At 42.7% G+C, this 12,689-nt stretch carries 14 protein-coding genes; 4 read left to right on the top strand and 10 right to left on the bottom strand.

Annotation, left to right across the window (positions count from 1 at the left end; genetic code table 11):
• Positions 1–2: 2 nt before the first annotated feature.
• A complete protein-coding gene (locus tag AB8P51_RS07805; protein ID WP_369748237.1) occupies positions 3–2,195 on the bottom strand; it encodes an acylase in 2,193 nt (730 codons plus the stop codon).
• Between the two features lie 137 nt (positions 2,196–2,332).
• On the opposite strand from AB8P51_RS07805, the gene AB8P51_RS07800 reads away from it, so the two are divergent.
• A complete protein-coding gene (locus AB8P51_RS07800) occupies positions 2,333–4,069 on the top strand; it encodes an ABC transporter ATP-binding protein (protein WP_369748236.1) in 1,737 nt (578 codons plus the stop codon).
• Positions 4,070–4,072: 3 nt separating this feature from the next.
• Here the strand turns inward: AB8P51_RS07800 and AB8P51_RS07795 are convergent, their stop codons facing one another.
• The 9 genes from AB8P51_RS07795 to AB8P51_RS07755 all read right to left on the bottom strand — a co-directional run bounded on the left by AB8P51_RS07795 (position 4,073) and on the right by AB8P51_RS07755 (position 10,498).
• Entirely contained in the window at positions 4,073–4,402 is a 330-nt protein-coding gene (locus AB8P51_RS07795; protein ID WP_369748235.1) for a 2Fe-2S iron-sulfur cluster-binding protein, read from the bottom strand.
• Between the two features lie 2 nt (positions 4,403–4,404).
• Positions 4,405–5,472: an NAD(P)/FAD-dependent oxidoreductase gene (locus AB8P51_RS07790; RefSeq protein WP_369748234.1), complete on the bottom strand. Its 1,068-nt coding sequence runs from the start codon at positions 5,470–5,472 to the stop codon at positions 4,405–4,407.
• A gap of 46 nt (positions 5,473–5,518) precedes the next feature.
• Positions 5,519–5,761, bottom strand: a complete 243-nt coding sequence (locus AB8P51_RS07785; RefSeq protein ID WP_369748233.1) for a NifU family protein — start codon at positions 5,759–5,761, stop codon at positions 5,519–5,521.
• Positions 5,762–5,763: 2 nt separating this feature from the next.
• The gene (locus AB8P51_RS07780; protein ID WP_369748232.1) at positions 5,764–6,903 is read right to left on the bottom strand and encodes a P-loop NTPase; all 1,140 of its coding nucleotides are present in this window, start codon (positions 6,901–6,903) and stop codon (positions 5,764–5,766) included.
• 145 nt (positions 6,904–7,048) lie between these two features.
• Entirely contained in the window at positions 7,049–7,393 is a 345-nt protein-coding gene (locus tag AB8P51_RS07775) for an MGMT family protein (RefSeq protein ID WP_369748231.1), read from the bottom strand.
• A complete protein-coding gene (locus AB8P51_RS07770) occupies positions 7,386–8,024 on the bottom strand; it encodes a LysE family transporter (protein WP_369748230.1) in 639 nt (212 codons plus the stop codon). The genes AB8P51_RS07775 and AB8P51_RS07770 overlap by 8 nt, the downstream gene beginning before the upstream one ends.
• Entirely contained in the window at positions 8,021–8,698 is a 678-nt protein-coding gene (trmB, locus tag AB8P51_RS07765; RefSeq protein WP_369748229.1) for a tRNA (guanosine(46)-N7)-methyltransferase TrmB, read from the bottom strand. The genes AB8P51_RS07770 and trmB overlap by 4 nt, the downstream gene beginning before the upstream one ends.
• A gap of 55 nt (positions 8,699–8,753) precedes the next feature.
• Positions 8,754–9,812 carry a sensor histidine kinase gene (locus AB8P51_RS07760; RefSeq protein WP_369748228.1) on the bottom strand — a complete coding sequence of 353 codons (1,059 nt, stop codon included), beginning with the start codon at positions 9,810–9,812 and terminating at the stop codon, positions 8,754–8,756.
• Entirely contained in the window at positions 9,812–10,498 is a 687-nt protein-coding gene (locus tag AB8P51_RS07755) for a response regulator transcription factor (protein WP_369748227.1), read from the bottom strand. Before AB8P51_RS07755 ends, AB8P51_RS07760 begins: the two co-directional genes overlap by 1 nt.
• A gap of 298 nt (positions 10,499–10,796) precedes the next feature.
• On the opposite strand from AB8P51_RS07755, the gene AB8P51_RS07750 reads away from it, so the two are divergent.
• The 3 genes from AB8P51_RS07750 to AB8P51_RS07740 all read left to right on the top strand — a co-directional run bounded on the left by AB8P51_RS07750 (position 10,797) and on the right by AB8P51_RS07740 (position 12,679).
• Positions 10,797–11,108, top strand: a complete 312-nt coding sequence (locus AB8P51_RS07750; RefSeq protein ID WP_369748226.1) for a T9SS type A sorting domain-containing protein — start codon at positions 10,797–10,799, stop codon at positions 11,106–11,108.
• A 190-nt stretch (positions 11,109–11,298) separates the two neighbouring features.
• Positions 11,299–11,622: a T9SS type A sorting domain-containing protein gene (locus tag AB8P51_RS07745; protein WP_369748225.1), complete on the top strand. Its 324-nt coding sequence runs from the start codon at positions 11,299–11,301 to the stop codon at positions 11,620–11,622.
• Positions 11,623–11,701: 79 nt separating this feature from the next.
• Positions 11,702–12,679 (top strand): acyl transferase, encoded by a 978-nt coding sequence (locus AB8P51_RS07740; protein ID WP_369748224.1) that lies wholly within the window; start codon positions 11,702–11,704, stop codon positions 12,677–12,679.
• Positions 12,680–12,689 lie beyond the last annotated feature (10 nt).

The following is a 12,689-nucleotide window of genomic DNA, read 5'->3' as shown; positions in this document are numbered from 1 at the left end:
TTTCACTTTCGTTTTCCCGGATTATAGGTCTCCTCGGCTTTCTCTAATACCTCCTCTTTGTAAAATAGTACGTCCTTGAACTCCGTATCAGCATACATCTGTGCCTGATCGTCAAAATGCGGGGAGGAAGGGTCACCGCTCTGGCCTCCGGCCAAAATACTCTTGGCTTTTACTTTATCCCCGAATTCTACAACAGCAACAAAGCTGTTGCCACGGGTTCCATAGATCTTTTTGGTATTGTTGTCATAGCGAGCTCCATAGGCCGCAAGTGCGCCCCACCGACCTGAAGCATATCCAATAGGAATGCTGGGTTTAGCATCGTCAAAAGGCTGTCTAATGTCCCCGTTTAAACGCTGATAGCGGTTAACTTCCCCCCAGGGCATTTTCCAGGTGCCGAAATCCTTTTCCAATTCCATAATGACATCATTAAATATCTTCAGTCTTTCCTCCATTGGGGATTTCGTTCCAAAATACCTCATTGCTTCCATATCATTCATTTTATATGGACGAGACCCATTTCTGCCGAATTGCGTACCATAAAAGTGGGCTAACGTCATGGCTACCGATTCCTCGTTTGTTTTGAAATCCCATTCACGAAGAACATCAATGGCTTGTCCTAAGTCGGCATTCTTATTTCTCGACAGATCAAAGGCCTCAACCAAACCAGGAATTAAGGCTTCAAACGCCGGCAAATAGGGGTCGTGGGCCAGTGTTATAAGGCTGTCAAGTGTGTATCCTTTTCTATCCTTTAACAATTCGATGGCGTGGATTCCCCGAAAATTCTCACGGTCTATAGACATGTACGCCGAATAATCTTCTCTTTTCGGACTATATTCCATCGCCGCAGTAAAGGGGGTGGAATTGCAATTTTGAATCCAGCCGTTTGGCGGATTCAGCAAAAGGATGTTTTCATCCACCGTATGCAGGCCCTGCCAGTCCGTTTTTGGATCCTTGCCTTCTACCGGATTTGAATAGTCGAAAACCGTGTCCCTGACCGGGATAAAATTCCCGTGGAAATAGGCGATATTCCCCTCAGCATCCGCATAAACGGTGTTGTTTGATGAGTTGGTCCTAATGTCCATCATTTTTCTAAAACCTTCATAGCCGTCCTGTTTTGTCCTTATATAAGACTGTTCCAGTGCTTTAACAGGTTCCCACATCATAGCAGAAGCCACTACCCTATCCCCGGCCATATGGGTAATCGGGCCGTGGTGGGTGCGATAAGCGGGAAAGGACTTTTCTTTTAACTGCTTACCTTCTTTGTATTTTAGTGTAATCTCGGATACCTCCACCGGCCTTAATTCTTCCCCGTACTGATAGAAGGGTTCTCCTTCCATTTCTACAATCGTTTCCACGAATTCATCCATAACATCTGTATATGTAGATGTATGCATCCAGCCTGTTTTTTCGTTAAAGCCCTGATAGATAAAAAATTGCCCCCAGGTAACCGCACCATAGGCGTTTAAACCCTCTTCACTGTTCATATGGACTTCTCCCCTGAAATAGAATGAGGTATGCGGGTTGATAAGGAGCATGGCGTTTCCGGATTGAGTGAGATCTCCGGAAATAGCTATGCCATTCGATCCCTGTGGTTCGAGTTCGGCTTCTTTTTTCTCAATTTCCAATTCGACGGATTCAGGAAAGGAAATTCCTTCCTCGTACATCGCCTGTAATTTCCTGGTACTGATACGTTCTATATCGCCCCCTATTGAACCTTCACTAAAGTACATAGGCATCCAGGGTTCAAACCTTGTCAGTAATCTGGGTTTTACTTCCGGGTGGGTGTGCAGGTAATAGTTTATTCCATCTGCAAAAGCATCGCACAACTCCTTTAACCACTCAGGACTGTTTTCATAATGTGCTATGGCCTCCTCCTTACTCATAAATAACCGCGCCCTTAGATCACTATAAATGGCTTCTTCTCCTTCTACTTCGGCCAGCCTGCCAATCGCCCAGATATAGTTCTGTTCAACCCTGTTAAAATCGTCTTCACATTGGGCGTAAAGCAACCCGAAAACTGCATCGGCATCTGTTTTACCGTAGATATGAGGGACCCCAAAACCGTCGCGGATGATCGTTGTGTTTTCAGCATGTGATTCCCACCTTTCCAGTTCACTTAACTGGCCATCTGATTTACAGGAATTCGCTAACAATATCAAAATCAACAGTACGGGTAGTAATCTCAATCTTTTCATAGGTTTAATTTGAACAATTGTGAATTTAATCGACTTCCACCGGAAAAACTAATTATCTTTTCTGATTGAATCTGATAGCCCTGCCTAATGCCTTTTTATATGTATCTTGCGGCCCCTTTCCCTAATTTTATTCACCAATGGCTGATAAAAAAGTAAGTATTTTAAATGCCTTTAAAACTATTATCTGGCCCAGGCGGAATTTAGTTTTCATCGGACTTGTCCTTATAGTGATAAGCAAGGCCGCAAGCTTTGTGGCACCCATGTCATTGAAGTATCTGATGGACGATATTATTCCCAATAAGGACGTCCCTCTTTTAAAAATCCTAATAGGAATTGTTATTGCCGCCATCCTGGTTCAGGCTGTCACTTCCTTCCTGCTTACAAAAATCTTAAGTGTTCAGGCCCAGTACATGATCTCAGAACTAAGAGCTCAGGTACAGCATAAGATTCTGGCCCTGCCCATCCGATTTTTTGACAATACAAAATCGGGCGAACTAGTATCCCGTATCATGACGGACGTTGAAGGTGTTCGCAACCTTATCGGTACAGGACTTGTCCAACTGGTTGGAGGTACCATAACGGCTGTGGTTGCTTTGATCCTATTGTTGAACATCAGTGTTTCCATGACGCTGTTTGCCCTGGTGCCACTTGCTATCTTTGCAGTGGTTGCCCTGAAGGCTTTTAAGATCATAAGACCCATTTTCAGGAACAGGGGGAAAATCAATGCGGAAGTAACAGGTCGATTAACTGAAACCCTGGGCGGTATTCGGGTAATCAAAGGATTTAATGCAGAGGAGCAGGAACATTCCGTTTTCCAGGAAGGGGTACACAAACTTTATCAAAACGTAAAAAAGAGTCTGACTGCCACGGCCGTCATGACCAGTTCATCTACCTTTTTGCTGGGTGTAGCTACTACAGGGATTATGGGTATTGGGGGTTATAAAATCATGACGGATGCCCTTACCCTGGGTGAATTCCTGGAATTTACTTTTCTGCTCGGACTCATGGTGGCGCCCATAGTACAAATGAGCAATATCGGGAGTCAATTAAGTGAGGCCCTTGCAGGACTCGATCGCACAGAGGAATTGATGAATATGCCGGAGGAAGAAAATTCGGAACTGAGAACTCTCACTCCCGAAAGTATCAGAGGGCATTTTATTTTCAACGATGTTTCCTTTGCCTATGAAGAAGAAAAAGAGGTGCTTCACAATATTAGCTTTGAAGTCCCTGCAGGTTCTACGGTAGCCCTTGTTGGGAGTTCAGGTTCAGGTAAAAGTACAATTGCAGGCCTCGCAGCCAGCTTCCTGAACCCCAATTCAGGCAAGATTACGGTAGACGGACACGATCTGTCTAGGATCGTTTTAAAAAATTTCAGACAACACCTCGGTGTTGTTCTGCAGGATGATTTCCTCTTTGAGGGTACCATTAGGGAGAATATTCTTTTCCCACGCCCCGATGCCTCAGAGGATGAGTTGCTGAATGCCGTAAAAGCAGCTTATGTCGATGAATTTACAGACCGCTTTGAGGATGGTCTGGATACGCTCATAGGGGAACGCGGAATAAAACTCTCAGGAGGGCAACGTCAGAGGATTGCTATTGCCCGGGCGGTCCTGGCAAATCCCAGGATTTTGATCCTTGACGAGGCCACGTCAAATCTCGATACCGAAAGTGAAGGGCTTATACAACAGAGTCTGGCGGCATTGACGAAAGGAAGGACCACCTTTGTCATTGCACACAGGCTAAGTACTATCCGGAAAGCTGATCAGATATTAGTTATTGAAAACGGACGAATCGCAGAAACAGGAACCCATGATGAACTTATTGCAAAGGAAGGGCGCTATTATAATTTGTTTACCTACCAGGCAAGAATCTGATTCTTAACTTTCAGGAGCTATGGTTACTTCCAACTCGTCCAACGAATTTTCCAGTGGAATCTGACAACCCAGCCGACTATTTTCCTTTACGAAAAACGCTTCAGACAGCATTGCTTCTTCTTCATCGGTTTTATCTGGGAGAGGGTGTGTAGAATCAATATAAACCTGGCAGGAGGCGCACATCACCATGCCTCCACATACACCAATAGTTCCTTCAGGAGCCAATTCCCACGTTCTAACCAGCTCCATCAGGTTCATATTCATATCGGTAGGCGCCTGAATCTTATGTGTGGCCCCTTCTCTATCCCTGATTGTAATCTGAATATCGCTCATGTTTAAACAATAGCTTTTACGACGGCTTTAGGCGCTTCTTTTTTAGAGCCATCGAATCCCTGAACACCTCCAACAGTGGTGTATTTCAAGACATATCTTTTATTCGGATTGATTTTCTGATATGCGCTTTGACACATCAGGGTGGCCTCATGAAATCCGCAGAGGATGAGTTTAAGTTTGCCCGGATATGTATTAACATCCCCTATGGCATAGATACCGGGAATGTTCGTCTGATAGTCGAGGGAATTATTCACTTTTATAGCATTCCGTTCAATCTCCAGTCCCCAATCAGCAATCGGCCCGAGTTTGGGAGAGAGACCGAACAGGGGAATAAAATGATCTGTCTCAATATTATATTCACTAGTGTCCCCTTTGTTTTCTTCATGTCTTACAGTAGCCCATTCAAGCTTTTGACTCCCTCCAAGCGCAACGACTTCAGCAGGGGTAATTAAATTTACTTTGCCCTGGTTCTTCAAATCCTGAAGCTTTTCTACTGAATCCAGTGCTCCCCTGAATTCATTTCTTCGATGCACCAGAGTTACTTCTTTAGCCAAATCAGAAAGGAAAATGGTCCAATCCAGTGCAGAATCACCTCCACCTGCAATTAAAACCTTTTTGTCTCTGTATCTCTCGGGGTCTTTGATCATATATTCCACGCCCTTTTCTTCATAATCCTCAAGCTTATCTAAAAGTGGCTTCCGGGGTTCAAAACTGCCCAAACCTCCTGCAATGGCAATAATGGGTGCGTGGTGTTGGGTTCCCTTATTAGTAGTGACAATGAAGGTCCCGTCTTCCTGATGGTCAATGGTTGTAGCCTGTTCTCCAAGTGTAAAACCGGGCTGAAATGGCTTAATTTGCTCCATAAGATTATCGATGAGCTCTCCAGCAAGAATTTCCGGAAATCCGGGTATATCGTATATGGGTTTCTTGGGATAGATTTCGGCACACTGCCCGCCAGGCTGTGGCAGGGCGTCTATAATATGGCATTTTAGTTGAAGTAAACCAGCTTCAAAAACGGCAAACAAGCCTGTAGGCCCTGCTCCGATTATCAGGATATCTGTTTTAATCATACTTTTTTTCTTAGTTCAAGGAAAGGAAAGTGATTTCGACTGACATTCAATTTAAGAGATTAACTACCTGCTCAATTTGTGGGGCGTGCTTTTTAATCGTCATCTCTACTCCGCTTTTCAGAGTCATCTGATTTACACTACAGCCCACACAATTCCCTTCTAGACGCACCTTGACAAGATTGCCATTCTCAATAGAAACCAGAGATATATCACCTCCGTCGCTTTGTAAAAAAGGACGAATCTCGTCAAGGGCCTTTTCTACTTTGATCTTAAGTTCATCAGCCGTCATTATTATTTCTTTTTAACGGCAGAACATCCTGCCATTGTAGTTATTTTAATAGCTTCTGTCGGAGGCATGCTTTTATTTCTCCTCACGAGTTCCTGCACCGAGTTTCTCGTGATTTCTTCGAAAGAAGATTCCAGTGGTGTAGAGGTTTGCAGCGCTGCCGGCCTTCCAACATCTCCTGCCTCACGAATACTTTGAACCAAAGGCAGGGCCCCTAAAAATGGTACGTTCATATCTTCAGCAAGATTTTTTGCCCCGTCCTTTCCAAAGATATAATACTTGTTTTCGGGAAGTTCTGCAGGAGTGAAATATGCCATATTCTCAACGATCCCAAGTACAGGAACGTTGATTGCTTCCTGCTGGAACATGGCTACTCCTTTTCTGGCATCTGCAAGGGCGATCTCCTGTGGAGTACTCACCACTATTGCCCCTGTTACGGGCAAAGCCTGCATTATACTAAGATGAATATCACCGGTTCCCGGAGGTAGATCAATAAGGAGGAAATCCAGTTCACCCCAGTGTGCATCAAAGATCATCTGATTGAGCGCTTTGGCAGCCATGGGTCCTCTCCAGATAACAGCCTGATTGGGCTGTGTGAAAAATCCGATTGACAGGATCTTTACCCCGTAATTCTCAATAGGTGCCATTTTCGACTTCCCATCCACCTCAACGGCCAGCGGTTTTTTTGAGGCCACATCAAACATGATAGGGATAGAGGGTCCATAAATATCAGCATCCAGTATACCTACATTGAATCCCATTTTAGCCAGTGTGGCGGCCAGATTGGCTGTGACAGTAGATTTTCCAACACCTCCTTTTCCGGAGGCGACGGCTATGATATTATTTATACCGGGAATGGGCTTCCCTTTAATCTCATTGGTCGTAGGTGTTGTGGGGGCATCCACTTTAAGGTTTACAGTGATCTTCGCCTTTTCGTAAACCTCCCTGTGAATAGCCTGCAAAATTGAAACCTCCGTTTTCTTTTTGGCCTGAAGGCTGGGGTTTTTAATACTGATATCCACCACAACCTCATCTCCAAAAGTCTGAATATTCTTTACAGCGCCGCTGTCAACCATATTCTGTCCCTCTCCTGGTACTGAAATGGTCTGCAGTGCATTTAAAATGTCTTTTTTATCTAGTTTCATCCCTTTAAAACCCCTATTTAATGTAAAATCATTCTAAACAACAAAGATAGGGCTTAGTACTGAGATTTGGAAAGAACTGAATGGAAATGACTTATAGCGAAATACCGCTTTTTTATAATGATTTTTACCGTTGTTTCGATCCTGATTACTGGGGTTCTCCGAGTTCCTTCATAGGATCCCAGAAGTGTCTGTCAAAATCCTGAATCTGATCATCTACAACCACTAGACCTTCATTCTCCAGCAATTGCTGCATGAGGTTGGTGCCTCCAAAATGATGTTTCCCTGTGAGTAGTCCTACTCTATTCACTACGCGATGTGCCGGTACATCTTCCCTGTCTACCACATTGTTCATGGCCCAGCCGACCATTCTCGCACTTCGGGCAGCTCCCAGATACCTGGCAATGGCACCATAAGATGTCACCTTTCCATAGGGTACCTGCCTTACCAGTTCGTATACGCGGCTAAAGAAGTCGGTATCTTTTTTATCCATGATCACTGTTGTATAACCTTATAAGGGTAATTAAAAGTAAAATCACCATCAGGCCACTCAGGATATAGTTTGAATTTCTGGAAAAGGTCTTATTCTTCAATTCCAGTTTATTAAAATAAAAGGTGTAAAGATAGAGTACAGTGAAGGTTCCCATTCCGGCAGAAAGTACAAAGGTGGCAATATCCCAAACCTCAAATTTAATCCATCCAGAGGCATTCCACATCACATTGAGTCCGCTGTAATAAGGTATCGTCAGTAAATTCAAAGCAGCCAAAAGCATCCCTTTAAAAAAGCTGTTCTTTTTGCTTATTTTTTCTATGCGGATCTTCTTGGGCTTAAACCGTTTGGCCATAATGAAGAAGTAAATAGCAAAAAAAGCAAAGATCCCAACAGCTATCTTCATCAACAGATCGATGATTTCCGGGTTATTGTAAAGGAACTTGGAGATCAGCACAGCGATATAGGCCTGCATCATGATCATCGTTGACACCCCGAGGCTAAAAATGATCCCATTATTCTTCCCCTTTTCCACACTTGTTTTAGCTGCATTCATGTTAAGCAGGCCCGGTGGGACTGTCGCCATAAAAGCTGCAGAAAAAGTGACAAAGAATAATATTAGGAGATGGGTCATAAAGCAGGCATCCTGAATTTTAAATAGGTGATGGGTTTCCCCAGCTCAAGATACTGATTTTCGTAAAAGGTTTGAATTTCCAGAACTTCCTTCGGACTCCCCTCGTTTTTGTATACATCGTGATTGGAATACATAATTTCCATATTCATGGCCTGGAGTATCCCAAGGGTATAACCATGCATGAATTCACTGTCGGTCTTCAGATGTACCAGCCCGTTCTCCTGTAAAACCAGGGCATACTTTTTTAAGAATTCGAGATTTGTCAGCCTGTGTTTTGTTCTTTTAAACTTAATCTGCGGATCGGGAAATGTGATCCATATCTCAGATACTTCTCCCCGGGCGAATAAGTCATCGATTAAACTGATCTGCGATCTGATAAAAATGACGTTTGTAAGAGATTCCTCCAATGCCGTTTTAGCCCCCCTCCATAGGCGGGCGCCTTTTATGTCGATCCCGATATAATTAATTTCGGGATGCATCCTTGCGAGGCCTATTGTATATTCCCCCTTCCCGCAGCCGAGTTCCACCACCAGAGGGTTATGGTTACCGAAAACCTCAGCCCAGTTTCCTTTATGGGGAAACACGCCCTTAAGGACTTCATCCCGCAAGGGCTGAAACACATTGGGAAAGGATTCGTTTTCTTTAAATCTTTTGAGTTTATTCTTGCTCCCCACAAAATACCTGTATTGATTTTTACAAAACTACGTATTTCGAAAAAGGCTGCTTGAACTATTCACGGGGTTTCTTTGTTTTTTCAAGAGTGAATGAAAATTCAGACCCTACATCGACGGCACTTTCCACATAGATTTTTTCCCCATGTGCCTCAATAATATGCTTTACGATGGCCAGACCCAGCCCGGAACCTCCTTCTTTCCGGCTTCCACTTTTGTCGATCCGGTAAAATCGCTCAAAAATGCGGGGCAAGTGGCTTTCCGGAATACCTTCGCCATTATCCGTAACTCTTACAATCACTTTGTTTTTAATGAGGTCTTCCACACTCACCTCCGTAGTCCCATCGGAATGCCCGTATTTAATAGAATTGACAACAAGATTAGTTATCACCTGCTGAAGCTTTTCCCTGTCGCCCCGCACATATATCGGGTGCTTGTAATCCATATCGAATGTAAGGCTGATATTTTTTTTGGCTGCCTTCATTTCGAGTAGATCAAAGACATTGTTGATTAATTCAATAATATCAAAGGTGTCAATATCCAGACTGAGTTCTCCGGCTTCTAATTTTGTGATAAGATCGAGGTCTTTAACAATATAAATGAGTCTTTCTACTCCTTTGCTGGCTCTAAGAAGGTATTTTTTGCGAATTCTTTTATCGTCCATTGCCCCTTCAAGGAGAGTAAGAATGTATCCCTGAACTGTAAAAAGTGGGGTCTTCAGTTCATGTGAAACATTCCCCAGAAAATCCTTTCTATAAGCCTCCCTGATTTTCAGAGTATCAATTTCAATTCTCTTATCCTTGGCAAATTTTTCAATTTCCTCAGTAAGAGTCGCCATATCAGTAGTGATAGGGCCCATTGCCAAAGATGAGGACTCGAGCAATGAGACATCATCATATATCTTTTTTATTCTTCGATAGATAAATTTCTCAACTCGAAATTGAATGACAAGAAAGGAAACTCCAAAGATCAGGAAGATCGCAATAACCAGAACTGGCCAGTACTTCCAGAGAGATAAAAAGTAAAAAAGTGTAAGAGCTAAAAGCAGGAGGAAAATAGAAATGTAGAAGGAAGACCTCAGGGCAAACTTATAGGATTTCCTCAGTTGTATGGCCATTATAATACAAACTTATAGCCTACTCCTTTGACCGTTTTAAAATGGTGGTCTCCGATTTTTTCCCTTAGTTTTCTAATGTGTACGTCAATCGTCCGGCCACCAACCACAACTTCCTGTCCCCAAACTTTGTCTAAAATAACTTCTCTTTTAAAAACCTTGTCAGGTTTGGAAGTAAGCAGGGATAGTAATTCGAATTCTTTACGGGGTAGTATAATTTCTTTCCCGTCATTCACCACCTTATATTCTTCCCTGTTTATAACGATTTTTCCAACCTTTTTAATCTCAGGCTGTGGATCCTCTTTTTCCTTTAATCTTCTCAAAAGCGATTTCACTTTGCTGACGAGCACCTTTGGTTTAATAGGTTTTGTGATATAATCGTCTGCCCCGGCATCAAAACCCGCTACTTGTGAATAATCTTCACCCCTCGCTGTAAGAAAAGTTATAATGGTATCCTGAAGCCCATCCGTATGGCGTATTTTTTCGCATGCCTCTATCCCATCCATTTCGGGCATCATCACATCCAGAATAATGAGGTGAGGCTTCTTTTTCTTCGCTTTTTCTACCCCTTCAACTCCATTTTTAGCTGTTGATACCTGATAGCCTTCAGATGACAAATTGTATTTTAATATCTCCAGGATATCTGGTTCATCATCAACCAGAAGGATGCGAATATCTTGCTTCTTCATTAATTCCAAGTTTATGGATCCAATCAAAAATATAAATAAATAACACACCCTAAAGATTCCTCAGTTCGAAATGTTGATCATAACAATTTTATAACATAGGGCAGGTGTAGAACTGAAAGGGCCCAGAGAAAGTATTAAACAGAAATAATATAAAAATTTACCTCATCTTGGTATGATTAATGATATTTAAGGGAATAAAGGTGCATTTCATCGAATTTCTTAGTTAGAATAAGCCTTGTGACAATAATGGAATCTCAAAATAAGTATATTTGTTCTGTACCTTTGTAACCCCCTCAGTATGAAGCACTTTTACCTACTAGCTTTTTTATTGGTTTTTTCTACCGGGCTTGCTCAGGACAAGCCTTCAAATCCGGGTGAAATTGCGGGATTCAATCTCTATCCCAATCCTGTCACCAATGGCAAGATTTATATTGAAACCAAGGCCAATGCGCCTAAAAAAATACTCATCTTTGATGTATTAGGTACACAGGTTATCGCAACGACAATTTTAGGGAAAGAATTGAATTTGTCAGACCTCGACTCAGGTGTATATGTTCTCAGGGTACAGGAAAAGAACAAGACCGCTACCAGAAAACTGATCATCAAATAGCCATATCCCCCTTGTTTTTGTCACCTTAAGACAATCAAAAATTCTATTGCCAGGTCGATAAAATGTTCTTTTTTATCGACGAAATGCTCCGGTGTAATTTTTCACCTACAAATTCCTCTCATTCACAACAATTTGTAGTGGTAGTGGGAGTCTTTAGGTACTTTTAAGTATTGATCCCAAATCAATATTGATGAAAATACTCTACTTAACCGCATTCCTATTGGTTTCCCTATGGAGTTATGGCCAGGAAAAACCTACGACTGATACTGGTCCGTCCCAGGAAATCCCCAATTTCAAATTATATCCAAATCCTGCCTACAGTGATGTGGTGTATATCACATCCGATTACAATGACACCAAGATCATAACAGTATACGACGTGCTTGGAGAAGTTGTTCTTAGGGATCGCATCTCCACCAATTCCCTGAATATTTCCCGATTGGTTCCCGGGGTTTACGTTTTACAAGTCAAGGAAAGGCATAAATCCATGACAAGAAAGCTGGTGGTTAAATAGCATTTCAAAGTCCAGTCTCATTTTAAACCCATAGCTCACAGGCTTAATATTTACTACTTTTGGCGAAGCATTTCACGCCATGGACCTCAACAGGATTTTCACGATTAAGAACAAGCAGGAATTCGATGCGACAGCCATTTCAGTTTTCCAATATCAATACCTGAATAATCCCGTTTACCGAGAGTTTTGCCAGCATGTTGGCAAAGATCCGGAGGTAGTTACCACCCCCTCAGACATTCCATTTTTACCCATAGAATTCTTTAGAAAAAAGCAGTTAATTTCCTCTTCCGCTGAGCCTGAGATAGTTTTTACCAGTAGCGGTACTACATCTTCACTCCCCAGCAGGCATTTGATCACCGATCTAAACCTTTACAAACAGAGTTTTCGCCAGGGTTTTGAACTCTTTTACGGAAATCCGGAAGACTATTGTATTCTGGCCTTGCTCCCTTCCTATCTGGAAAGATCTGGTTCTTCTCTTGTTTATATGGTGCAGGATCTGATCAAGCAAAGTAGACATCCCCGAAGTGGATTCTACCTTAAAAATCTGCCCAGCCTGGCAAATCTTCTCAGAAAACTGGACGATGAGAACACCAAAACCCTCTTAATAGGGGTATCCTTTGCACTTATGGATCTGGCCGAACAACATCCAATGGAACTAAGGAATACCATAATTATGGAAACCGGAGGAATGAAAGGGCAGCGAAAAGAACTGATTCGGGAAGAACTCCACCGACATATCGGGCAAGCCTTTGGACTAAAGTCAGTTCATTCCGAATACGGAATGACAGAGCTTCTTTCCCAGGCGTATTCAAAAGGCGAAGGAGTGTTTTATTCCCCTCCCTGGATGGAGGTTTTTATCCGCGACACCGAAGATCCGTTAAGTTTTATAGAACCTGGAAGAACCGGTGGAGTGAATATAATTGATCTTGCCAACCTGTATTCATGTTCTTTTATCGCTACCCAGGATCTGGGTCGACTCTACCCCGAAGGAGGATTTGAAATTCTGGGACGATTTGATAACGCCGACATCCGGGGATGCAACCTGATGGTACTGTAAGTTCAAATTC

Source organism: Muriicola sp. SD30, assembly GCF_041205185.1.
In the GTDB taxonomy this organism is placed as follows: domain Bacteria; phylum Bacteroidota; class Bacteroidia; order Flavobacteriales; family Flavobacteriaceae; genus Muriicola.
The sequence above is the reverse complement of the archived record's forward strand: the minus strand, read 5'-3'. Positions and strand labels throughout refer to the sequence as shown.

Bases quoted from the DNA above. Each gene is read 5' to 3' on its own strand.
- AB8P51_RS07805 (WP_369748237.1), bottom strand. From the start codon at position 2,195: ATGAAAAGATTGAGATTACTACCCGTACTGTTGATTTTGATATTGTTA.
- AB8P51_RS07800 (WP_369748236.1), top strand. From the start codon at position 2,333: ATGGCTGATAAAAAAGTAAGTATTTTAAATGCCTTTAAAACTATTATC.
- AB8P51_RS07795 (WP_369748235.1), bottom strand. From the start codon at position 4,402: ATGAGCGATATTCAGATTACAATCAGGGATAGAGAAGGGGCCACACAT.
- AB8P51_RS07790 (WP_369748234.1), bottom strand. From the start codon at position 5,472: ATGATTAAAACAGATATCCTGATAATCGGAGCAGGGCCTACAGGCTTG.
- AB8P51_RS07785 (WP_369748233.1), bottom strand. From the start codon at position 5,761: ATGACGGCTGATGAACTTAAGATCAAAGTAGAAAAGGCCCTTGACGAG.
- AB8P51_RS07780 (WP_369748232.1), bottom strand. From the start codon at position 6,903: ATGAAACTAGATAAAAAAGACATTTTAAATGCACTGCAGACCATTTCA.
- AB8P51_RS07775 (WP_369748231.1), bottom strand. From the start codon at position 7,393: ATGGATAAAAAAGATACCGACTTCTTTAGCCGCGTATACGAACTGGTA.
- AB8P51_RS07770 (WP_369748230.1), bottom strand. From the start codon at position 8,024: ATGACCCATCTCCTAATATTATTCTTTGTCACTTTTTCTGCAGCTTTT.
- AB8P51_RS07760 (WP_369748228.1), bottom strand. From the start codon at position 9,812: ATGGCCATACAACTGAGGAAATCCTATAAGTTTGCCCTGAGGTCTTCC.
- AB8P51_RS07755 (WP_369748227.1), bottom strand. From the start codon at position 10,498: ATGAAGAAGCAAGATATTCGCATCCTTCTGGTTGATGATGAACCAGAT.
- AB8P51_RS07750 (WP_369748226.1), top strand. From the start codon at position 10,797: ATGAAGCACTTTTACCTACTAGCTTTTTTATTGGTTTTTTCTACCGGG.
- AB8P51_RS07745 (WP_369748225.1), top strand. From the start codon at position 11,299: ATGAAAATACTCTACTTAACCGCATTCCTATTGGTTTCCCTATGGAGT.
- AB8P51_RS07740 (WP_369748224.1), top strand. From the start codon at position 11,702: ATGGACCTCAACAGGATTTTCACGATTAAGAACAAGCAGGAATTCGAT.